The organism is Nannocystis bainbridge (genome assembly GCF_028368995.1).
Classification (GTDB): Bacteria; Myxococcota_A; Polyangia; order Nannocystales; family Nannocystaceae; genus Nannocystis; species Nannocystis bainbridge.
This window is the reverse complement of sequence record NZ_JAQNDL010000001.1, coordinates 2,349,031-2,371,048: the sequence shown is the minus strand read 5'-3', so window position 1 is coordinate 2,371,048 and position 22,018 is coordinate 2,349,031. Positions and strand designations below refer to the sequence as shown.

Below are 22,018 nucleotides of genomic sequence, written 5' to 3'. Positions count from 1 at the left end.
GCGGCCCATCGGGTAGCTGTCGCTATTCCGGTGTGACTTCCATGAAGCGACTGAGCGACAGCTACCCGGGGCCGCTGGAGTTGAGCGGTCCAGTCCTTAGAGCCTTCGTAGCGGGTCTTCGCCGTTGTCATGACACCCTATTCCGCGCGCCGCTGAGCGGCCTCGCCTGATTCTTCTTCGTCCGTCTCCTCCGTCCGTCCTCCTGCGTTTGTTTCCCCCGTCCTTTGTTTCATGGCCGGCCAACCGACAACCCGCGAAGCCCTGTACGAGCGGATCCGCAGCACCTCCAAGGAGGAAGTGATCCTCGAGGAGATGGTTCGCCTCGGGTTCTGGCCGGCGCAAGGAACGGTGCCGCACGACCCGGCCGAGGAGATTCGGCGCCGCGGCGAGCTCGAGCGCCAGCTCGCCGAGCTGCGCGAGAAGTCGCGCAAGCTCTACAACGAGAAGGTCCTGATCGCCGAGCAGCGCAAGGCCCGGCTGCTCGAGTCGCGGCGCAAGCAGAAGGAGACGAAGGCCCGGCGCGAGCGTGAGCGCCAGGAGCGGGCCCAGAAGTGGGCCGCGCGCAAGGCCGGCGAGATCCTCCACCTCGGCGTGGATGTCTCCGGGGGCATGTCCCACAGGACAGCCGACGCAGAGACGCTGAAGCAAGCGGGCCTGCCGCTGCTCGCCACGCCCGAGGAGCTGGCCAAGGCGATCGGCGTCGAGGTCAAGGCGCTGCGCTTCCTCGCCTACGACCGCAAGGTCTCGCGCGTCTCGCATTACCGCCGCTTCCTCCTGCCCAAAAAGACAGGCGGCTTCCGCCTGATCTCCGCGCCGATGCCCCGCCTCAAGCGGGCCCAGACGTGGGCGCTCGAGCACATCTTCGCCAAGCTGAACGTCGACCCGCACGCTCATGGGTTCGTCGCCGGGCGCTCGATCGTCTCCAACGCCAAGCCCCACGTCGGCGCCGACGTGGTCGTCAACCTCGACCTCAAGGACTTCTTCCCGACGGTGTCGTTCCCGCGGGTCAAGGGCGCCATCCGCCACCTCGGCTACAGCGAGTCGGTGGCGACGACGCTGGCGCTGATCTGCACCGAGCCGGACGTCGACGAGGTCGCGCTCGACGGCACGACCTGGTTCGTCGCCCGCGGGCAGCGCTACCTGCCGCAGGGCTCGCCGTGCAGCCCGGCGATCACCAACCTGCTGTGCCGCCGCCTCGACAGCCGCCTGCACGGGCTCGCGCAGGCGCTGGGCTTCGTCTACACCCGCTACGCCGACGACCTCACGTTCAGCGGCCGCGGCGAGGCGGCCGAGAGCAAGCGCGTCGGCAAGCTGCTGCGCGGGGTCGCCGACATCGTCGCGCACGAGGGCTTCGTGGTGCACCCGGACAAGACGCGGGTAATGCGTCGCGGTCGCCGGCAAGAGGTCACCGGCATCGTCGTCAACGACAAGCCGAGCGTGGCCCGCGACGAGCTGCGCAAGTTCCGGGCGACGCTGTTCCAGATCGAGAAGGACGGGCCCGCGGGCAAGCGCTGGGGCAAGGGCGGCGACGTGCTGGCCGCCGTGCACGGCTACGCCTGCTTCGTGGCGATGGTCGATCCGGCGCGCGGCCAGCCGCTGCTGGCCCGCGCGAGGGCGCTGCTCGCCAAGCATGGCGGGCCCGGCAAGCCGCCGTCGGGCTCGAGCCCGCGCGCGCCGACGCCGGACGCTGCGATCGCGCCTACCACCAAGGCCCCCGAAGCGCCCAAGCCCGCCGCACCCACGCCGCCAGCAGCGCCCGCCAAGAAGGGCTGGAAGCTCTTCTAGGCCCCTCGGGGGCGTGCGACAGTCCCCGGCATGACGCCGGAGCTCACCGCGCTGATCGTGACCGCCGGGGCGTGGATCCTGCTCCACCTCGTGGTCGCCGGTTCACCGCTGCGGCGGGTCCTCGTCGCCGAGATCCGCGAACCTGGCTTCCAGGGCATGTTCTCCCTGCTGTCGCTCGCCGGCCTGGTCGCGCTGGTGATGGCCTACCGCAGCGCCGCCGCCCCGGGGGTCAACTTCGACCTGTGGGTGCCGGGCCTGGCGGCGTTGTGGACGCCGCTGGTCGTCATGCCGGTCGCGCTGCTGCTGATCGTCGGCTCGCTGACGACGCCGAACCCGACGTCGGTGGGCATGGAGCGCGTGCTGCAAGCCCCGACGCCGGCCCGCGGGATCTTGCGAATCACCCGTCACCCGCTGCTGTGGGGCTTCGTGCTGTGGGCCGCGACGCACGCGGCCGCCAACGGGGACGTGGCGTCGCTGGTGCTGTTCGCAGCGATCGCCGTGCCGGCGCTGGCCGGCATGTTCAGCATCGACCGCAAGCGGGCCCGCCGGGACCCGATCGGCTGGCAGCGCTACGCCGCCGTCACCTCGATCGTCCCGTTCGCCGCCATCGCCGCCGGCCGCAACAGCTTCGTGCCCGGCGAGATCGGTTTGTGGCGCGCCGGCGTGGCCCTCCTGATCGCCGCCGCGATCATCGCCGCCCACCCGCTGGTGATCGGCGCGTCGGCCCTACCCTTCTCCTGAGCGCTTGGACATGTCCTTCAAGACAGCCGACGAAGCGTACGCCGAGGGCGAGCGGCGGGCCCGGGCCGGTGAGGTCGACGCGGCGCTGGCCGCCTTCGAGGCGGCGATCAAGCTCGACCCGCGCCACGCCGGGGCGCTCAACTACGCCGGCTGGCTGCTGACGACGAGCCTGTCTCATCGGCCAGAAGCGATGGGACAGGGCCTCGACCTGCTGCGCGACGCTGTGGCCGCCGCACCCGACACCACCGCGGCGCTCTACAACTTCGCCGACGCGTGCGTGGCCGTCGGCCAGCCAGCCGAGGCGCTGGTGCCGGTCGAGGCGGCGCTGCAGCGGCGGCCCGACTGGGCCGAGGTGTGGAACCTGCGCGGCTGGCTGCGCGGGGTCAAGGCCGGCGACCCGCGCGGCGGCCTCGAGGACTTGCAACAGGCGCTGGCCCGACGCGCATGGTACGGCGACGCCTACCTCAACCGCGCACGCATCTTCCTCGCGCTCGGCGAGCACGCCGAGGCCGAGTCGGCGTTGCGCCTGGCGCTGCGCTGCGGCTGCTACCGGCCCGCCGAGGCCCACCTCCGCCTGGCCGGCCTCGTCGAGCGTCGCGGCCACCTGCGGCGCGCCGTGGGCCACTTCCGCCGCGCCGTCGAGCTCGGCGCCGCCGACTCGCAGCAAGACGCGCTCGGTGGGGTGGTCCGCTGCGGCAACGCGCTGCTCCACCGCGGCGTCTTCTTCCTCCACGCCGACGAGCAGGTCCGCCTCGCCACCACCGACCGCGACGAGCGCCGGCCCCGGCCGCTCGCCGCGGTGTTGCTCGACGTGCGCGCCGAGCTGGCGCGCACGCCCGACGATCCGAACGACCCGCGCCGCACCATGGGCCGCATGGGTCTGATGGCCTCAGAGACATGTTGCGAGGGACATGTCCTCGAGCCCAGGTGGGCCGATCAGTCGCCGCCGCTGGCGATCGAGATGCTGGCGACCTGCTTCACCGGCGAGCGCCACGACGCGCTGCGCCGCCTGGCCGAGGACGTGCGGCGGATCTGGCTCGAGCTTTACGACGAGCTGCTGGCGCGTGAGGAGCCCGACCCCGAGGCGGCGGCCCTGGCCGACGTCGAGCGGCTCGCCGGCGAGCGCGACCATGTCTCAGCGCTCGCGGCCCTGCGCGCGATCGACGTCTGCGACGATGTCCACCTGCTGCGTCGGGCCTCCGTCGCCGAGCGCCTCGGCGATCGCGCCCGTCTGCACGGCGACCCGACCGGCGCGCACGAGCTCTACCGCCTGGCCCACGGCGACTTCGCGCGCCACGCCTCGTACGCGACCGCCGGCGGCGAGGGCATGGCGCGCATGCTCGACGTGAACCGCCTCAACGGCAAGCTCTCCGACCTCGGCGATCGCTGAGCAGGCGAGCGCCAGAGCTCGGCGATCGCCGAGCGTATCCTTCGCGTGCTCCATGCGCGGAGCGGCGAGCGCGTCCGCGGGGGCGCGTTCACGCTCGTTGAGCCACCGGGCCGGCCGCGCTACGGTGCAGACCGGCGCGCGGCCCGGGCATGACCTGTCCCGAAGACCATCCTCCGCGCGCCCGGAGCGAGCATGGGCGGCGGAAGTTACGACGGCGAAGTGGCGAGGGAGTCGCGCTCGCGCGGCGGCGACGTGTTCACCTACCGCGGCGAGACCAGCCCGCACGGGGCGCGAGGCGTACACCCGCTGCTCGACGCGCGCGGCAAGCTGCGCGAGTGCATGAACCAGACCCCGATCGTGGTGGCGATGGACGTGACCCGCTCGCGCGGCGACGACACCCGCATCATCTACGCCAAGCTGCCGCTGTTCATCGGCCAGATCGAGCTCAAGGGCTACGTACCCGGCGCGGCGATCAGCTTCTGCGCGATCGGGGACGCCACCGCCGGCGACAAGGCGCCGATCCAGATCGGCCAGTTCGAGGCCGACAACCGCCTCGACGAGGCGCTCAGCAAGTGCTGGATCGAGGAGGGCGGCGGCGGCTCGGGCCAGGAGTCCTACGAGCTCGCGGCGTATTACTACGCGCGCCACTCCAAGCTCGCGTGCCTCGAGCGCGGCGCCAAGGGCTACTTCTTCTTCCTCGGCGACGAGGGCTTCTACCCCGAAGTCAGCGCCGAGCAGGTCAAGCGCGTGCTCGGCCACGACATGCCCGAGGCGCGGCCGGTGCAGGCCGGCGACGCGCGCGAAGGCTTCTACGAGCAGCCCGGCGCGACCGGCGTCGACAGTCGCGCGATTTTCCGCGAGCTGCAGGACAAGTTCCACACCTTCCTCATCTACCCGCAGAAATCGATGTCCGAGCGCCGCGCCGACATCGACGCCGAGATCCGCCAGCGCGTCATCCAGGCCGGCGGCCGCTACGAGGGCGTCGACATCCGCGCGTCGCTGATCTGGGACAACCGCAACGACCTCGACCTCCACGTCGTCGCGCCCTCCGGCGAACACATCTACTACGCCCACAAGCGCTCGCAGTGCGGCGGCTGGCTCGACGTCGACATGAACGTCCGCGGCGAATCGACCAAGCCGGTCGAGAACGTCCAGTGGATCCGCGGCACCGCCCCCGCCGGCCGCTACCGCGTGTTCGTCCACAACTATCGGTTCCACGAGCCGGACCGGCGGCCCACGGAGTTTCGTGTCGAGGTCGAGATCAACGGCCAGGTTCAGCATTTCAGCCGGACGATCTCCGGGAAGGGGGAGACTGGCGCCGACAGCGAGGTTGCCATCCTCGAGTTCGACTATGACCCTGCCGAGCGGCCTGCGGAGCATCCGGCCGATGCTGGTGTGTATGCCAGCTACAACGATGATGTCATTTTGCGGCAGTGGGGCGAGGTCTTGCCGCAGCCGCACATCCTTCGCATCGAGGATCCGAAGGCGATCATCGACGTCATGCTCGGCGCGCTGGCCATCACTGGCGGGGGGCGCACGCTCGATGAGTACATCGCCGACATGCGTGGCCGGGAGCAGCTCGACCTGCGCCAGGACCAGGCGTTCCGGACCCTCGGGGCGCTCGCGGCGGCGTGGCGGACCGGCGGACCGCCGCCGGTTCAGGCGAGCGAGCCGCGGGCCGGCCGCTCTCGTCGACTCTGATCTGTCTCTGAGGGCATGTCCCGTGGGTCATACAGCTCACGGGACGCATGCTCGCGCGGATCGGCACGAAGTTCGCGCGACGAGCCGGCGGGTGTGATGCGGCCCTCGCTGGCGAGATCGGTGCAAACGAGCCGGCGGACAGCGGCGCGGGCATCGCTGGCGAAGTACGAGCGACGGGCGAGCGGGGAGCGGCGCGGGCATCGCTGGCGAAGTACGAGCGACGGGCGAGCGGGTAGCGGCGCGGGCATCGCTGGCGAAGGTACGAGCGACGGGCGAGCGGGGAGCGGCGCGGTCATCGCTGTCATCGCTGGCGAAGTACGACCGACGTGCGACCGGGTAGCGGCGCGGGCATCGCTGGCGAAGGGTACGAGCGACGCTCGAGCGGGGAGCGGCGCGGGCATCGCTGGCGAAGGTACGAGCGACGGGCGAGCGGGGAGGCGGTCATCGCTGGCGAAGTCCGTGCGAAGGGCGGGCTGCTTCGCGGCCATCGTCGGCGAGGTTCGCGGGGCCTGTCACTTGGCGGCAAGGCTGCGCGGATCGCTGGCGATCTCGTGCAGCCCGCGTCCTCGTGCGACTTTTTAGAATCAGTGGCGGCCGCAGGCGACCGCGCGCAGTTCGTTCATCGTCTTGAGGCGGAGGCCGCACGGAAGGGTCTCGACGAACTTGGCGGCCTGGCGCCACGAGTCGCCGCGCATCTTCCACGAGCGGAGCTCCTCGACCGGCGTGTACTTGCGGCGCTCGAGGTCGGCGCAGTACTGCTCGGCCGAGCGCTTGGCCATGCGCTTCGACGGGGTCAGCTTGCGCTGGTCGACCGCCTTGGGGGCCTTGGCGGCGGGAGCCAGCTGCAGCTGCGAGCCGGTCCACATGCCGGCGGTGACGGTCAGCGCGTCGCGCTTGCTGAGGCCCGCGGCTTGCCACGCGGCCACGTCCTCGGCCGGCGTCGGGCCGAGCGCGTCATGGCGTTGGAGCCATGTCCCGAAGACCAGGGAGGCCACGGCGGCCACGGCGAGCGCGCCGGCGCGGGCCGGGCGGATGGCGGTCTCGGAGCCGCGGAGCACCACCACGGAGCCGGCGAGGGCGGTGGCCACCGCCGCGATCGCGGCCACCGCGGTCGAGCCGGACAGGCCCACGAGCAGGCCGAACAGCGTCCCCACGGCGCTGCCGAGCGTCAGGTCGGCAGCGAGGGCGTGACGGGGAGCGAGGTCGGTAGGCGAGGGGAAGGCTTTCATCATCGTGCCGCCAGCGTATCACTCCGGCGAGGGACTGCGACGGGCGAGCCCGCGCGGTGCAGCGACCGGCGAGCGTCGGATATCCTGCGCAGATGAGCCCACGTCCGCTGCTCGTCGCCCTCCTGCTCGTCGCCTGCCCCGGTGGGTCGGCGACGTCCGCCACCGATGCCGACACGGGTGAGGGTTCGACGGCGAGCGCGACGGTGTCCGGCTCCAGCGGGGACGGCGCGAGCGGATCGTCGAACGAGGTGACGAGTGCGACAGGGACCACCGGCTCGCCGACCGAGGCGACGACGACCGAGGTCACCGGCGGCTCGACCACCGAGGACGAGGCGCTGGCGTGCAACGGGCACGTCGCGCTGTGCTCGCGCCGCTACGACGAGGTCGCCTATCCGTGCACGCACAACAGCTATTCGGCGCAGGAGGCAGGCTTCACGCCGCTGGTGGCCAATCAGCGGCGCACGGTCGCGGCCCAGCTGGGCGACGGCGTGCGCGCCTTGATGCTCGACGTCCACCTCGACGAGGGCGAGACGGCGCTGTGCCACGGCGTCTGCTCCTACGGCAGGACGCCGCACGTCGAGGTGCTCGCCGACATCGCCGCATTCCTGGACGAGCACCCGCGCGAGGTCGTGACGATCCTCTACGAGGACTCGGCCGACACCGCCGACATCCTCGCCGACTTCGCGGCGCTCGGGCTCGAGGACCGGCTCTTCGTGTACGAGGGCGGGCCGTTCCCGACGCTCGCGGAGATGATCGCCGCCGACACGCGCCTCGTCGTCACCGCCGAGCAGGGCGGGCCGCCGCCCGCGTGGTACCACCACCTGTGGGACCTCGCCTGGGACACGCCGTACTCGTACATGAGCCCCGACGCGTTCTCGTGCGCGCTCAACCGCGGCAGCGCCGACAACCCGCTGTTCCTCGTCAACCACTGGGTCAACAGCGTGCTCGACCTGCCGCTCGAGATGAACGCGATCGCCGTCAACACCTACGAGGTCCTGCACGCGCGCGTGGTCGAGTGCATGCAGGCGAGCGGCGACTTCCCCAACTTCGTCGCGGTCGACTACTACGAGCGCGGCGATCTGTTCGCGGTCGTCGACGCGCTCAACGGCGTGTGAGGTCGGCATTCAAGGACATGTCGTATCGGACATGTCCTCGAGGTCACCGATCTCCGCGCTGCAAGGGCGCAGGCGGGGCGGCGACCCCGACGACGACCTGCCCGGCGGGATCGGCAATGAACCCGTCGCGCGTCGTGGGGCTCGAGCGCTCACCGTCGCCGAGCTGCTCACGTGAGCGGCCGAGCCCGCAGGGGATGCACTTCAGGGCATGTTCTTCAAAACATGCCCGGCAGGACAGGCCCTCAGAGACATGCTCGCGAGGACATGTCCCTGCGGAGCTGGGATCTCACCCGTGGCGCACGGTGACCTGCAGGCTGCCGGCCTTGGGCACCGTGAGCACGCCCTCGGCGAGGATCTTCTGGCCGTCGCGGACCTGGATGTCGTGCTTGCCGGGCAGCAGCGACAGGTTGGCGCCCGGGGCGGTGCCGGCGTAGCGGCCGTTGACGAACACGCTGCCGCGGCCGCCGTCGATCTCGAACGCGACCTTGCAGGCGGGGCCCTTGCGCTTGGCCTTGAGCTGCTTGGTCGACAGCGAGGTGTCGGGCTCCCACTTGGCCTTGTCGTCCGACAGGCACACGCCGCTGGCGTCGGAGCAGGCGGCGGCGGCGCGGGCCGGGGCGGCGGCGCCGAGGGTCAGGGCGAGGGCGAGGGCGGACAGGACGGCGGGTGTACGAAGGGACATGGCCGAAAGTTCCTGGTCGAAGGGGAATGTCCTCGGGGTCAGAAGCGACCGCCGAGGGTGAGGCCGCCGTAGCCGTAGCCCAGCGCGGGGGCGACGTTCCAGCGCGCCGTCTCGCTGCCGCCGTGCTCGGCGCGGTAGGCCTTGCGCTTCTTGACGCCGAGCGCGAGCAGGGCGATGCCGACGCCGAGGCCGACGGCCGCCACGCCGATGCCGGCGTAGGCGACCACGTTGGCGGTCTTGCCCTTCTTGTCGATGTCGTTGAACTGGGCGTCGTAGTCGATCGCCGACGGGTCGAGCGCGTCGACGTCCTTCTGCGCCTTGCTGCTGAGCGCCAGGCCGGCGCCGATCATCGCCAGGCCGCCGACGCCGACCACGGTCGCCAGCGCGCCGCCGGCGATGAGGCCGCGACCGTCGCGCGGGGTGGTGCCCTTGTCCTTCTTCGGCTCCTCGACCGGCGGCTCTGCCTCGACCGGCTTGTCGAGGTCGGCGATGGCCTTCTCGCTGTCCTCGATGACCTGCTTGCCGCGGCTCACCTCGCGCTCGAACTCGCCGGCGTCGAGGTGCTGCCAGCCGGGGTCGCAGCGCGGGTCCTGCTGGAAGGCGGCGATGTCGAGGCCGATCGAGGCCTGCTCGATGGCCTGCTCGAGCGCGGCCTTGTCGCGCTCGGCGACGCCCGCGGCGAGGTAAGCCTCGCCGGCGTCGATGAAGAGGACCGGGTCGCTGGTCTTCTTGGCCTCGCCGGCGAGCAGGGAGGCGGCGCCGCCGGGATCGCGGCTCAGCATCGGCTTCGCGCGATCTTGCACGGTCTTGCGCACGCCCGCGGCGCGGGCCGGCGTGACGTCCTCGGCGGCCAGGGCCGGCAGCGGGAGCGTCGTGATCGGGAGCGTGACGGCGAGGAGGGCCGCCGCGAGCTTCAAAGCGGGCCGCTTCGCCGGTCCCGGGATCGAGTGCGCGATCATCCCGGGCACGGTACCAGGGCCGGCCACGGAGGAAAACAGCGCTGCCGGGCGCGAAACCCCGGTCCCTGGGCGCGCGTGCGGGCGCGGCGGGGTCTGGGTGCCGCAGCCTCGCGCCTGTCCCGAGGTCCGGCGCAGACGTCCGGGACCGCGGGCCCGGCTCACTCTTCCCTTGCGCGCGGTTTTGCGGCTACGGTGATCGGGTGATCAGAGGCCGCCACCGAGTTCGCGAGCTGTTGGGCGTGGCGCTGCTGGGCGCGCTGCTGGGCGGTGCGTGTTACGAAGGTCCGGGCCCGAAAGAGCCGCCGCCGGGCTCGCCCGGAGGCTTTTGCGCGCCGGGGGGCTTCTGCAACGAGCCCACCAGCGTGTGCGACCCGGACGGCGATTATTGCTACGACAAGTTCAACGTGTGCCGCGGGGTCTTCTGCGGCGAGGCCGGCCAGTGCGTGCCCGTCGACATCAAGCCGACCTGCGTGTGCGATCCCGGCTACACCAACGAGAACTACTCGCTCTACTGCGAGCCGATCACCGCGCTGTGATCGCCGGCGCACGATCGGGGGCCGCAGGGGAGTAGTGGCGGCGCCGCGAGCCGGCTATGCTCGCCCGGCCCATGCGCTCGATCGTGCATCGCCTGCTGTCCCGCCCGTTGCGCCTGCCGGCCATGTTCGGGCCCAAGCCGCAGCCGGGTGACCCGCAGATCTTCCGCTTCAACAGCGAGCGCGAAGAGATCATCACCGAGGTGGTGCGCCGCACCGAGGAGCACTTCGCGGCCGATCCGAAGCGGCTGCTGTACGCGCTCAACGAGGCCGGCCACGCCGAGATCCGCCGGCTCGCGGGGCAGGGCGACGCCGAGGCCGACCTGGCGCTGGGCTCGTGGCGCCGGCTGGTCAAGCGGCTCGGCAAGATGTCGCACGAGGAGCGCAGCGACAGCCTGCGGTCCATCAGCCGCGTCATGGTCGAGGACATCGCCGGCAACTTCGACCCGCGGGTCTACAACTTGTCGGCGCGGCTGATCCCCGGCGTGCTGACGGCGGTGATGAACCCGATGGGTCTGCCGACCCAGCTGCTGGCCGGCGGCTTCAGCCAGCTCGACGCCCTGATCTCGGCCGAGGGCCCGATCGACAAGCTGCGCCGGCTGGCCCAGATCGGCACGCTGGTGCTGGTCCCGACCCACTCGTCGAACCTCGACTCGGTCGCGCTCGGCTACGTGCTGCTGCGCGCCAACCTGCCGCCGGTGGTCTACGGCGCCGGCAGGAACCTGTTCTCGAACCCGCTGATCAGCTTCTTCATGCACAACCTCGGCGCCTACCGCGTCGACCGGCGGGTCTCGGCCGCGGTCTACAAGGAGGCGCTGAAGACCTATTCGTGCCTGATGGTCGAGCGCGGCTATCACTCGCTGTTCTTCCCCGGCGGCACGCGCTCGCGCTCGGGCACGATCGAGCGCCGGCTCAAGCTCGGGCTGGCCGGCACCGCGGTCGAGGCGTTCTCGCGCAACCAGACCAACGGGCTCCACCGCCCGGTGTTCTTCGTGCCGGCGACGCTGAACTACGCGCTGGTGCTCGAGGCCGAGACGCTGATCGAGGATCACCTCAAGGGCGCCGGCCAGGCCCGCTACATCATCGACGACGACGAGTTCTCGCGCATCGACCGGATCTACGCCTTCATGACCAAGCTGGTCACGCTGCGCTCGGCGCTGGTGGTCCGCTTCGGCGACGCGATGGACCCGTTCTGCAACCCCGTCGACGACGAGGGCCGATCGATCGCGCCGTCGGGCCAGCCGGTCGATCCGGGCTCCTACGTCCGCCGCCGCGGCGTGCCCAGCGTCGACCCGGCCCGCGACGCCGGCTACACGCGCGAGCTCGGCGACGCGATCGCCCGCGTGTACCAGCGCGAGACGGTGATCATCTGGACGCAGCTGGTCGCCCACGTGCTCTACCGCTACCTCGTGTGGTCCACGCCCGAGCTCGACCTGTTCAGCCGCCAGCGCCGCCGCGGCGAGGTGGCGATGCCGCGCGAGCAGCTGGTGCGCGAGGTCGCCGACGCGCGCGACCGCCTGCTGCAGGCCGAGGCCGAGGGGCGGGTCCACGTCGGGCCGGTGCTGCGCTCGCAGTCCCCCGAGCGGATCGTCTCGGAGGCGCTGTCGGCGTGGCGCGACTACCACACCAAGGTCGTCGCCACCGAGGTCGGAGACGACGTGCTGATCGAAGATCCGAACCTGCTGCTGTTCTATCAAAACCGCCTGCTGCCGTGGGCCGAGGAGCTGGCGACCGAAGAGACGCTGGCGGCCGCGCGCAGCATCGTCAATCAGGGAGGCAAGGCATGAGCGCGCCGCCGGTCGGGATCGTCGGAGGCGGAAACTTCGGCTGGGGCCTCGCGCACGCGGTCGAGCGGGCCGGGCGTGAGGCGCTGCTGTGGAGCCGCCGGCCGCAGCGCACGGGCACCGAGCACATCGACCTGGTCTCCGGGCCAGCCGCGCTCGCCGCGTGCGAGCTGATCTTCTTCGCCGTGCCGTCGCCGTACGTCGCCAGCATCGCCCGCGAGCTCGGGGCGCACCTCGACGGCGGGCACTTCCTGGTCCACATCTCGCGCGGCGTCGTCGGCGACGACCTGCACGGATTGACGCAGGTGCTGCGCAGCGAGACCCCGTGCCGCCGCGTCGGCGCGCTGGCGGGGCCGCTGGTGGCCGAGGCGCTGATCACCGGCGGGCCGAGCGGCGGCGTGGTCGCCAGCCGGTTCCCCGAGGTGCGGGCGGCGGTGCGCGAGGCGATCGGCGGGCCGCTGCTGCGGCTCTACAGCACCGACGACGTCACCGGGGCCGAGTTCGCGTCGACGGCGGTGGGCCTGTTCGCCACCGCGATCGGGTTCGCGCAGGGCCACGGGCTCGGGCCGGCGGCGCAGGCGATGCTGGCGACGCGGGCGATGGCCGAGGCGGCGCGGATCGGCGTGGTGCTCGGCGGCAAGCACGAGACCTTCATGGGCCTGGCCGGCTTCGGCGACTTGCTGGCGGCGGTCGCCGGCGACGAGCGGCCCGAGCTGGCGATCGGGCGCGCGATCGCCGAGAACCAGCCGTTCGAGGCGATCGGCTCGATCGGCGGGACCTACTTCGAGGGCCTCGAGAGCGCCGGCCGGATCGCCGCGTACACCCGCCGGGTCAAGCTGCACTCGCCCGTCATCACCCTGTGTGCGGGCGCCTTTGCCCGCGAGATCCCCGCCAGCGAGGCCGTCGCCGCATTGATGTCGCGCGAGGTCGGTGAGGAGTGAACGCCATGACCATGCTGCCCGATACCCGTCTCGTCCCCTGTCCTGCTTGTCGCGAATTCTTGCGCGCCGGCGCCGGCAGCTGCCCGCACTGCGGCGAGAGCCTGTCCCAGGGGACAGGCCTGCTGTGCACCGCCGCCCTGCTGGTCTCCGGCTTGACCCTGTCCGGCTGCCTGGTGACCGCCGTCTACGGCGTGCCCGCCACCGAGTCGGACTCGTTCCAGCCGCCGCTCAGCACCAGCACCGGCGGCGAGACCGAGACCGGCACGAGCACCAGCACCGGCACCACCAGCGAGACGACCGAGACGCCGACCACCGGGACGCCGACGACCGGGACCTCGACTTCGACCTCGACGACCGACACGACGACCGACGCGACGACCGGCACGACGACCGACGAGCCCGAGACCGGGACCACGAGCACGGGCACCGACACCGGGGCGACGACCACCACCGGCATGGACTAGCGGTCCGGAGCGGTCGATCATCGCCTGTCGGAAGGGGCATGTCGCTCGCGACATGTCTGGATGTTTATGCGTGAAAGGTCATGTCCTCGAAGACATGCTCTTGGCGCGCTTCAGAGGATCGCTTCGCGGCGGAGATCGCGGGCGCGCTGGCCGGCGTCGGCGACGATGAGGCCCTCGACCTCGCGGACGACGTGAGCCAGCAGCGGCCCGAGCGCGCGCTGGCGGCGGCGGATCAGCGACCACAGCAGGGCCGCGAGGGCAGGGACGTCGACCTCGCCGTCGCCGGAGACGCGGGCCAGCAGGTCGCGCAGGGGTCGGCCGCCGAGCTCCGTCAGCCACGGGGCCAGGCGGTCGTCGAGCGTCGCTCCGACCTCGCGCCACAGCTGCTCGTCGCCCGCGAGCGCGTCGCCGAGGGCCGCGACCACGGCCGAGGGCCGCAGACCTTCGACCTCGCCGGCGCGCGCGAGCAGGCCCGCGGCTTCGCGCCGGGTCAGCGCCAGCGTCAACACCAGCCGCAGCGCGCCGGCCTCGGGCGGCTCGCTGGCAGGGAAGCCGGCGGTCACCCCTCGCCCCCGCCGGGCAGGACCTCGAGCACAGGTCGTTTGGGACAGACCCGGGCCAGCCGCACCATCGCCCGCGCGAGCGTGGTGGTCAGGGCCTCGCAAGCGTCGCGCGCGAGGCGAAAACTGACCGGGCCGGCGTGGACGAGGACGACGCCGCCCTCGCCCAGCTCGACGCGGTAGCCCGGCGCGCTCGCCAGCAGCAGCGGGCCGGGGCGACCGCTCACGCCTCACCTCGCACGCGCCGGCCGACGTGCAGCGGGAGCCCGCCGTCGTGGTCGCTCGGCGGGCGCGAGGCCATCTCGGCGACGGCCTCGAGGATCAGCCCCGACAGGCCCTCGAACGCCTCGGGGGTGAAGCGCAAGGTGGTGGCGCCGACGTTGAGGTGGATCATCGTGCAGCTGCACGAGTCGATCGTGACCATGGGGCTGGTGGCGAGGCGGGTCCGCTGGCAGGGGCGTGTGGGGTGCATGGGTGCTCTCCAGATAATTGATATGGGTTTTGAATATCATTTTCAAGATGTTATAGAACGAAGAATAGGAGCCAATTGACGCTGTTGCGGGACTATGCGCGGAAACGGCCTGGCTCTCGGGACGGCTGGCACCGGCGGGATTTCGGATGTCAGCATCCTGTCTTGAAAGTCATGCGCGACGGCCCGGCGGACTCTCACCCCGAAACGGATCCACAGGACGGGTCTGCGGCGGCGAGCTTGATGTCCATCGAGACATGTCTTTCGAGACATGTCCTTCGCGCTGCGAAGCTCAGACGCGGGCGACGGGCGAGCCGGCGAGCCGGGGCTCGCGGCGGGCGAACTCCTCGGCCGACAGCCTGCCGGCGAGGCGGTCCGACAGGTGGAGGTACAGGCGGCGCGAGGCCGGGTCGAGGCGCCCCGCGAGGGCGACGATGAGAGCGTGCGGCAGGCCGACGATGGGCGACATGCCGTGGACGTGGACCTGGAACGGGGCCAGCGCCGAGTCGTCGTCGGCGCCTTGCAGGCGCAGGAGCAGGCCGTCGAGGAAGGCGAGGCCTGCGATTTCCACGGCGATCGCATCGGAGCCGGCGACCGCGTCGCCCAGGCGGCGCAGCGCCTCGCCAGCGGCGGGATAGAGCCCGAGCCAGGCCAGCAGCAGCACGCGGTGCGCCAGCGCGAGCTTGTCGCCGGGGTCGGCGGCGAGCCGCGCGGCGATCGTGGACATGGCCGATTGCACAGCTTCGGTGGTGGGCCGCTCGGTGAGGCGCTCCACGAGGTCGAGCGAGAGGGTGCGGTCGGCCGGGAACTGCTGCAAGCCCGCGCGCAGGAGGGCGATGGCGCGCTCGCGGTCCGGCTCGGCGCGCGCCTGCAGCGAGATGGTCCACGGATCGGCAGCGGCGGCCTCCCCCGCGACCTGCTGCAGCGCCCGCTGCAACGAGCCGGCGGCGGCAGGCAGGCGCCGCAGCGGGCCTGCGGTCCACGAGCGGGGAGCAGCCGCGAAGCTCACGGGTTCATCGGCGTCGTCGAGGGACTCGTGCCGGCGCGAGGACATGTCCAAAAGCACATCTTCCAGATAGGCGGCTCTGTCATCGCTCGGGTCCCGCTGGCGGTCTTCGCTCTCGGCCTCTTCGTCGCTCGCTGCGTTCAGCCCCAGGTCGTCCTCGCGCGAAGCATCGACCTGCGACGGCGGGGACATCGCACCGAGAGAATCGAGCCCGCGCTCGTGCGAGGTCTCCGACTCGTGAGGCTCGGCCGGCCGATCGATGCCGTCGAGGCGCAAGACGAAGGCGCTCGTCGAGAGCAGCGGCGACGGCCGCGAGTGCGCGACCTCGAGGCCGCGGGTCGGGGCCGAACCGGCTGCGGACGGGCCGGACCGGGCGGTGGGCGACTCGGGGCTCGCGGGCGCGCGGTTCAGCGGCGGCGATGGTCTGGCCGAGGGCGACTGTGACATGTCTGAAGAGACATGCTGCGGGGCGAGCGGTGGCATGTCCGAAAGGCCAGGTTCTTCTGCTGGCGACAGGTCGGAAGGGGCAGACCGCAGCTCGGGCGACGGACTCCTGGAAGAGGCAGATTTTCCTGTCGGAGACAGGTCCGAAGGGGCAGGCGACGGGCTGTCCGCAAGGACAGGCAGGCCCGAACGCGACGGCGCCGAAGCATCACGGGACGACGGCCTGGCGAGCGGGGCCTGGTGCGAACGGACCGGCGAACCGGATGGCGACGTCGCCGCGTTGCCTCCGGACGGCGAACGCCGGGGCGGCGAGCTGTCCGAAGGAATAGGTGAAGACGACGGCCGCCGCGCCTCCCCTGCGTCCGAGAGCGGTGCTGCCGACCGCTCGGCCGGGGCTGGTTGCGGCGAGGCCTCGGGCGGCGCCACGATCGGTGTGATGCTGTCCGAAGGGACAGATCGCGGTGACGCGGGCTCGGCCGACGCCGGCCCGCCGGTGCGCTGCTCGATCGCCTCGGCCTCGGCCGGCGTCGAAGGGAACAGGCGCGCCTGCAGCTCCTCGACGCGGCGGCGGTAGTTGTCGACGCGCGTGCGGGCCTTGGACTCGATCACCTGGTCGAGCAGGGGGATCCGCAGGCGCGCGCTGAGCCGCAGCATGAGCTCGTCGAAGCCCTCGACCGGCACCAGCACCCCGCGGTGGCGCGCCACGAGGCGGCGGATCTCCGGGCTGGGCGGGCCTGACGGGCCGTAGTAGCACCAGAAGATCCCGCCGGGGATCGCGTCCTCCGGCAGGCTATTCAAAAAGCCCATGAGGCTGCCGTCGTTGCCGCCGTAGCCGATCACGATCGGCGTGTATGCGCGGAACACCCGGGTGAGCGGATCGATCCACGCCGTCTGCAGCGCCGCGATCTCGGCGGCCTGGTTCATCGGCGCCATCAGCAGGTCGCGGTGGATCTTCACGACCACCGGCCGGCGCGGCTCGACGTGCACGAAGTTGGCCAGCGACTCGTGGCCGCACACCAGCGGCGTCGTGCCGGTGAAGATCGACAGCGCGTCGCCGACGAGGTTGTCGAAGTTGGTGGTGATCACCAGCTTGTGGCGGGTCTCGGCCAGGATGTGGGCCAGCACCGAGTAGCCGAAGCTCGGGTCCTTGCCCTGCATGATGTCCTCGAGGTCGGCGTAGCCCTCGTCGGGGTGCTGGCGGAAGCGGCGGGCGAACACCTGGCTGTAGGACGCCGGCAGGTCGGCGAACGAGAAGCCGGCGATCTCGAGCGCCTCGGCGGTGGCCCAGCGCTCGAGCGGCACGTCGGCGCGGGCGAGGCGGCGATGCAGCTCGCCGAGCCAGCGCCGCACCAGCGTGCCCGCCGTGGGGATCCCCGACTGCACCGACGCGCCGGCGCCGAGGATGAAGGCGAAGCGGCGGTTGTGCATCTTGCGGTCGACGTCCCAGAACTGCTCGCACAGCCCCTCGGGGCCCCACACTTCGGGCTCGACCACGCTCATGCCGGTCCAGGATGACCCCCCGCGACCGCCGCCCGCAAGGGCTGCCGGCCGGTGCGGGTCGCGGCGCCCGCGGCAGGGGCTCTCCGCGGGCTCGCCGGGCCGGAGCCCATATGCGGGAGAACCTGGCCGCGGGGACAGCTCGGAATCAGGTCGGCGCCTCGCGGCCACCGGGGGCGCCCGTCGCGGGCTCGACGCGGTTATTCCTGGCTTTGAGGACAGCTCGGCCGCCGGGGCCGGTGGGCCGCGGGCGGGCCGCCGTCGCCGCGGCCTTGTGCCCGGGGGCGGGCGGTGCTACGAGGGTCGCATGCGCAGGGTCGCACGCGTCGCAGCGCTCGTGGTCGCCGGGTTCGCCTCGCTGGCGGTCGGCTCGGGGCCGGCGCGCGCGGAGGGGCTCGTGCTCGACAAGATCGTCGCCGTGGTCGGCGACGAGATCATCCTCCTGAGCCAGCTCGACACCCTGGTCGCCAGCTCGCCGCTCATGCAGGAGGCGCTGCAGAAGTACGGGCGCAACCCGACCCAGCAGCAGATCGAGATGGCGACCCGCGAGGCGCGGACGCAGGCGCTCGACGAGCTCATCGACCAACAGCTGATCAAGAAGGAGGCCTCGCGCTTCCAGATCAGCATCACCGACGCCGACGTCGACCGCTACCTGCAGCAGATCGCGCAGGAGAACGGGTTCTCCAACACCAAGCAGCTGCGCGAGGCGGTCGAGCAGAGCGGCCAGTACGGCAACTGGAACGACTACCTGCAGGACACCAAGGACCAGCTGCTCGTGTACCAGACCACCCGCGCGCTGGCCAACACGTCGGTGACGGACGCCCAGATCCGCGAGCAGTACCGCAAGATGGTCCGCGGGGTCGACATCAAGGCCGACCTGCTGCGCTTCGTGTTCACGCCCGAGGAGCAGACGGCCAAGTCCCGCGACGCGGCCTACGCCAACGCCCAGGCGGTCGCCCGCCGCATGCGCTCGGGCGAGGACCCGCTGGCGCTGGCGCAGGAGTTCCAGATCACCGAGCCGAAGGCGACGCTGTCGCGCGGCGAGGTCGCCCCGACCATCGAGGACGCCATCTTCGCCGCCCGCGTCGGCGAGACGGTGGGCCCGCTCGAGACCGGCCAGGGGTTCCTGGTGGTCAAGGTGGTCCGCCACGACACCGGCAACGTGCTGCCGTTCGACCAGGCCAAGGAGCGCATCCGCATGCAGCTCGAGCAAGAGTCGTTCGCCCGCGCGGTCAAAGACCTGCGCTCGAGCCTGCGGGCCAAGACGCACATCGACCAGCGGCTGTGAGGCCGGGGTCGGCGGGCGGGTAGCCGCGCGGGGCCAGTTCGGCGGGGAAGCCCCCACGCCGTGACGGTGGCGCACCGCAGTGCGCCACTCCGGGACATGTGCGAACGGGCATGTTCGTTCGCACATGTCCTTCAGAGCATGTTCATCCGCACAGGATGTCTTGCGGGCAGTAGATCGAGTCGAACGCGCCGCTCAGCACGGTGTTGTCGGGCAGCGTGACCTCGTAGGTGCCGCGCAGGCCGTCGGCGGTGATCTCCTGGATGAGGACGTTGCCCTGGTCGGTGTTCTCCGGCGTGCCGTCACCGTCGTCGTACCAGGCGAAGCCGCCCTCACCGGCGAGCTGGTGCGGGCCGAGCTCGAGCTCCGCGATCGACTTGAACAGGACGATGCGAAACAGCGGGACGTCCTCGGGCCAGTCGCTGTCGCAGGCGCGCTCGGCCAGATCGATCTTGAACTCGACCGCGACCCCGTCGTTGGGCGCGCACGACTCACCGTGGCTGGCGGGGCCCTCGACGAGCGGACCGCCGGTGGTCTCGCCGGTCGAGGAACCTTCGCTGGTGCCGGACTCGGAGGTCTCGGCGGTGGTGCCGGGCTCGGCGGTGGTGCCGGTCTCGGAGGTGGTCTCGGCGGTGGTGCCAGGCTCGGAGGTGCCGGTCTCCGAGGTGCTGGTGCCGGTGCCGGTGGGGTCTTCGGTGGCGGTGCCGGTCGAGTCGTCGGTGGCGGTGCCGGTGCCCTCGGTGGCGGTGGCCGACTCGGGGAGCTGGTCGCAGCGGAAGCTCGAGCCGCAGTCGCCGCCGCCGCTGCTGCAGGCCGCGAGCATCGAGGTGAACGGGAGCACGTAAAGGTAAGTTCGCATGCGGGCAGTATAGAAGACGGCGCAGCGGTGTCGAGCGCGCAGGCCCGCGCGCAGCGGGCACGTGGCGCGCGGAAGCCCGTGGTCACGCGGAGACGGGCGGCGTTTACTCGCGTCGACCGTGGTTGTCTCGCGCGAGGCGAGCACCCACCGGCTCGCAAGGCATCACGGCGCGGAGCGCTTCGCGGGGCTAGCGATGGCACGCGGACGCGTCGAGCGCGACGCTATGACCTGCGCGTGCGGGCCAGGTAGACCGCGGCCGAGGCGGCGAAGCCGGAGAACCATGCGCCCGAGAACAGGAACTCGAGGCCAGGTACCAGCTTGCCGAGCAGGACCACCGCGACGCCGACGGCCAGCGCCAGCATCGCGTCGAGGTTGAAGCCGCGGCGGTAGGTGTAGGGGCCCTGCGAGCGGTAAAGGCCGGCGAGGTCGAGCTCGGTGCGACGGATCAGCCAGTAGTCGGTGAGCAGCACCCCGCTGACGGCCCCGAGCAGGCCGGAGTAGCTGACCAGCCAGGCCTGATAGACGTCGAGCAGCAGCCACGGGCACACGACGATCCCGAGGCCCGCGGCGACCAGGCCGCCGCGGCGGAAATCGAGGGCCCGCGGGAAGGCGCTGGCCAGCGAGTTGGCGGGGCCGACCACGTTGGCGGCGATGTTGGTCGAGAGGGTGGCGACCGCGAGGGTGAGCATGGCGAGCACGGCGAGCAGGGTCGAACCTGTCTCTTTGGACATGCGCACCACCAGCTCGACCGGGTCCCAGATCGCCTCGCCGTAGAGGATCACGGTCGCCGAGGTGACGGCGACGCCGATGAACGAGAACAGCAGCATGGTGGTGGGCAGGCCGTAGAGCTGGCCCAACAGCTGCTCGCGCTGGCTGCGGCAGTAGCGGGTGAAGTCGGGGATGTTGAGCGAGAGCGTGGCCCAGAAGCCGACCATCGCGGTGAGGCCGGGCAAGAACACCTGGACGAACCACGTCCAGGAGGACATGTCCTCCTGGCCCTGGACGAGCGCCTGCGAGCCGACGAGGATCGCACCGAGGCCGCCGGCGCGGCTCTGGGCCCACCACAGCAGCGCGAAGCCGACGACGATGAGGAACGGCGCAGCCAGGTTCTCGAGCCACTTGATCGACTCGGTGCCCTTGTAGACGAACACGACGTTGAGCAGCCAGAAGCCGAGGAAGGCCAGCCACATCGGCAGCGACAGGCCGATGAAGGTGCCGCCGCCGCCGAGGTCGTGCCACGCGGGCCACAGCAGGCCGATCAGCTGCGACATGGCCTGGCCGCCGATGAAGGTCTGGATGCCGAACCACCCGCAGGCGATCAGCGCCCGCGCGAGGCTGGGGATGTGCGCGCCCTGGGTGCCGAAGGCGGCCCGCGCGAACACCGGGAACGGGATGCCGTAGCGGGTGCCGGCGTGGCCGCAAAGGATCATCGGCACCAGCACGATCAGGTTGCCGAGCAGGATGGTGAGCATCGCCTGCCACCAGTTCATGCCGCTCTTGATCAGCGAGGCCGCGAGCACGTAGGTCGGGACGCACACGCTCATGCCGACCCACAAGGCGGCGAGGCTCCAGCGGTTCCACGTGCGCGCGCTGCGGGGCGTCGGGTCGAGATCGGCGTTGCGGAGGGCGTCGTCGTCGGGCGGGCTCGCGAGCTCGACGAGGCCGTCCTGCTCCTGCGTGGGCATGACGGCGATGCTATCAGCCCGCCGCAGGGCGGAGGGAGCGGGGCCGCGGAACGGCGGTCGTCGGCTCAGCAGCCGGAGACGGCGACGGGACCACCGAAGACCTGGACATCGGCGGGCACCCATGGCTCATCCTGCGGGAACTCGAGCAGGAGCTCGAACGCGTCGAGCGTCGACGGGCAGAACGAGTCGGTGGTCCAGGCGGCGGAGCCGGCGATGCTGTCGGCGAAGGCCCCGGGCGGCAGCGAAGCCATGAAGTCGAGGCAGTCGACGACGCCCGGCGAGACGGTGGCGCCCTGGTACCACCAGTCGGTCGGGAGGGTCAGGCCGGGCAACTCGGAGCCGCCGGGGCGGGCGAACTGGATCTCGACGCAGTAGTCGTCCTTGAGGGCGGCCATGCGCAGGGTGAGGTGATCGAGGCCGCCGGCCCAGAACTGAACGGCGAATTCGAAGCCGGGCGCACCGTCGGTCTCGCCGGTGGTGGTGGTCGAGGGATCGACGGTGGTGGAGGTGGTGGTCTCGACCGGACCGGAGGTGGTCTCGATGGGCCCGGAGGTGGAGGTCTCGACGGGCCCGGAGGTGGTGGTCTCGACGGGCCCGGAGGTGGAGGTCTCGGGGCCGGTGGTCGGCAGGGCGTCGGTGGTCGCGGGCGGCTCGGTGGCCGACACCGAGTCGCTCGAGGCCGTCCCCGAGTCAGTGGTGCCCGCGGTGCCTGTGCCCGTGGTGCCGGGCTCGGTCTCGCTGTCGCCCGGGGCTTCAGGGCCGCATGCGAGGATGGTCGAAAGGACAGGTAAGGTAAGCAGCGTGATGCGCATGTCGGGAGGATGCGCGCAGGCCGGCCGCGTGTCCATGCCGACGCAGCGACCCGCAGGCCGCTCGCCCACCGTGGGTT

General features: G+C 71.7%; 21 protein-coding genes. 11 read left to right on the top strand and 10 right to left on the bottom strand.

Annotated features, from left to right (window positions below; translation table 11 throughout):
• The first annotated feature begins 231 nt into the window (after positions 1-231).
• From POL25_RS09275 to POL25_RS09260, 4 genes are all read left to right on the top strand, one after another.
• Positions 232-1,785 carry a reverse transcriptase family protein gene (locus POL25_RS09275; protein ID WP_272085568.1) on the top strand — a complete coding sequence of 518 codons (1,554 nt, stop codon included), beginning with the start codon at positions 232-234 and terminating at the stop codon, positions 1,783-1,785.
• Between the two features lie 30 nt (positions 1,786-1,815).
• Positions 1,816-2,526: an NnrU family protein gene (locus tag POL25_RS09270; RefSeq protein ID WP_272085567.1), complete on the top strand. Its 711-nt coding sequence runs from the start codon at positions 1,816-1,818 to the stop codon at positions 2,524-2,526.
• Positions 2,527-2,536: 10 nt separating this feature from the next.
• The gene (locus POL25_RS09265; RefSeq protein ID WP_272085566.1) at positions 2,537-3,916 is read left to right on the top strand and encodes a tetratricopeptide repeat protein; all 1,380 of its coding nucleotides are present in this window, start codon (positions 2,537-2,539) and stop codon (positions 3,914-3,916) included.
• 192 nt (positions 3,917-4,108) lie between these two features.
• Positions 4,109-5,617 carry a YfaP family protein gene (locus tag POL25_RS09260; RefSeq protein WP_272085565.1) on the top strand — a complete coding sequence of 503 codons (1,509 nt, stop codon included), beginning with the start codon at positions 4,109-4,111 and terminating at the stop codon, positions 5,615-5,617.
• 584 nt (positions 5,618-6,201) lie between these two features.
• Here POL25_RS09260 and POL25_RS09255 read toward each other — a convergent pair.
• Positions 6,202-6,849: a hypothetical protein gene (locus POL25_RS09255; RefSeq protein WP_272085564.1), complete on the bottom strand. Its 648-nt coding sequence runs from the start codon at positions 6,847-6,849 to the stop codon at positions 6,202-6,204.
• An 89-nt stretch (positions 6,850-6,938) separates the two neighbouring features.
• On the opposite strand from POL25_RS09255, the gene POL25_RS09250 reads away from it, so the two are divergent.
• Together POL25_RS09250 and POL25_RS09245 are read left to right on the top strand one after the other, a co-directional pair.
• Positions 6,939-7,961 carry a phosphoinositide-specific phospholipase C-related protein gene (locus POL25_RS09250; protein WP_272085563.1) on the top strand — a complete coding sequence of 341 codons (1,023 nt, stop codon included), beginning with the start codon at positions 6,939-6,941 and terminating at the stop codon, positions 7,959-7,961.
• Positions 7,962-7,992: 31 nt separating this feature from the next.
• Positions 7,993-8,136 (top strand): hypothetical protein, encoded by a 144-nt coding sequence (locus POL25_RS09245; protein ID WP_272085562.1) that lies wholly within the window; start codon positions 7,993-7,995, stop codon positions 8,134-8,136.
• Positions 8,137-8,247: 111 nt separating this feature from the next.
• On the opposite strand, the gene POL25_RS09240 is transcribed toward POL25_RS09245, so the two are convergent.
• Positions 8,248-8,643, bottom strand: a complete 396-nt coding sequence (locus POL25_RS09240) for a hypothetical protein (RefSeq protein WP_272085561.1) — start codon at positions 8,641-8,643, stop codon at positions 8,248-8,250.
• 38 nt (positions 8,644-8,681) lie between these two features.
• Complete coding sequence (locus tag POL25_RS09235; protein ID WP_272085560.1) at positions 8,682-9,602, bottom strand: hypothetical protein; 921 nt, start codon at positions 9,600-9,602, stop codon at positions 8,682-8,684.
• A gap of 239 nt (positions 9,603-9,841) precedes the next feature.
• Between POL25_RS09235 and POL25_RS09230 the strand changes: the two genes are divergently transcribed.
• The 4 genes from POL25_RS09230 to POL25_RS09215 all read left to right on the top strand — a co-directional run bounded on the left by POL25_RS09230 (position 9,842) and on the right by POL25_RS09215 (position 13,324).
• Positions 9,842-10,138, top strand: a complete 297-nt coding sequence (locus tag POL25_RS09230; RefSeq protein ID WP_272085559.1) for a hypothetical protein — start codon at positions 9,842-9,844, stop codon at positions 10,136-10,138.
• Positions 10,139-10,209: 71 nt separating this feature from the next.
• Positions 10,210-11,922, top strand: coding sequence for a 1-acyl-sn-glycerol-3-phosphate acyltransferase (locus POL25_RS09225; RefSeq protein WP_272085558.1), 1,713 nt, complete (start codon positions 10,210-10,212; stop codon positions 11,920-11,922).
• A complete protein-coding gene (locus tag POL25_RS09220; protein WP_272085557.1) occupies positions 11,919-12,860 on the top strand; it encodes an NAD(P)-binding domain-containing protein in 942 nt (313 codons plus the stop codon). The genes POL25_RS09225 and POL25_RS09220 overlap by 4 nt, the downstream gene beginning before the upstream one ends.
• 5 nt (positions 12,861-12,865) lie before the next feature.
• Entirely contained in the window at positions 12,866-13,324 is a 459-nt protein-coding gene (locus POL25_RS09215; RefSeq protein WP_272085556.1) for a hypothetical protein, read from the top strand.
• Between the two features lie 110 nt (positions 13,325-13,434).
• Here POL25_RS09215 and POL25_RS09210 read toward each other — a convergent pair whose 3' ends face one another.
• The 4 genes from POL25_RS09210 to POL25_RS09195 form a co-directional block, all read right to left on the bottom strand.
• A complete protein-coding gene (locus tag POL25_RS09210; RefSeq protein WP_272085555.1) occupies positions 13,435-13,887 on the bottom strand; it encodes a hypothetical protein in 453 nt (150 codons plus the stop codon).
• Complete coding sequence (locus POL25_RS09205) at positions 13,884-14,111, bottom strand: hypothetical protein (RefSeq protein WP_272085553.1); 228 nt, start codon at positions 14,109-14,111, stop codon at positions 13,884-13,886. Before POL25_RS09205 ends, POL25_RS09210 begins: the two co-directional genes overlap by 4 nt.
• Entirely contained in the window at positions 14,108-14,356 is a 249-nt protein-coding gene (locus tag POL25_RS09200) for a hypothetical protein (protein WP_272085552.1), read from the bottom strand. Before POL25_RS09200 ends, POL25_RS09205 begins: the two co-directional genes overlap by 4 nt.
• Before the next feature lie 289 nt (positions 14,357-14,645).
• Positions 14,646-17,303 (bottom strand): SIR2 family protein, encoded by a 2,658-nt coding sequence (locus POL25_RS09195; protein ID WP_272085551.1) that lies wholly within the window; start codon positions 17,301-17,303, stop codon positions 14,646-14,648.
• 304 nt (positions 17,304-17,607) lie between these two features.
• Here POL25_RS09195 and POL25_RS09190 point away from each other — a divergent pair, with 304 nt between their 5' ends.
• Entirely contained in the window at positions 17,608-18,588 is a 981-nt protein-coding gene (locus POL25_RS09190; protein ID WP_272085550.1) for a peptidyl-prolyl cis-trans isomerase, read from the top strand.
• Between the two features lie 142 nt (positions 18,589-18,730).
• Here the strand turns inward: POL25_RS09190 and POL25_RS09185 are convergent, their stop codons facing one another.
• The 3 genes from POL25_RS09185 to POL25_RS09175 all read right to left on the bottom strand — a co-directional run bounded on the left by POL25_RS09185 (position 18,731) and on the right by POL25_RS09175 (position 21,941).
• Positions 18,731-19,444 (bottom strand): hypothetical protein, encoded by a 714-nt coding sequence (locus POL25_RS09185; RefSeq protein WP_272085549.1) that lies wholly within the window; start codon positions 19,442-19,444, stop codon positions 18,731-18,733.
• Between the two features lie 221 nt (positions 19,445-19,665).
• Positions 19,666-21,129, bottom strand: coding sequence for an NCS1 family nucleobase:cation symporter-1 (locus tag POL25_RS09180; RefSeq protein WP_272085548.1), 1,464 nt, complete (start codon positions 21,127-21,129; stop codon positions 19,666-19,668).
• 65 nt (positions 21,130-21,194) lie between these two features.
• On the bottom strand, positions 21,195-21,941 hold the full coding sequence (locus tag POL25_RS09175; protein WP_272085547.1) for a hypothetical protein: 747 nt from the start codon (positions 21,939-21,941) through the stop codon (positions 21,195-21,197).
• Positions 21,942-22,018: the final 77 nt, after the last annotated feature.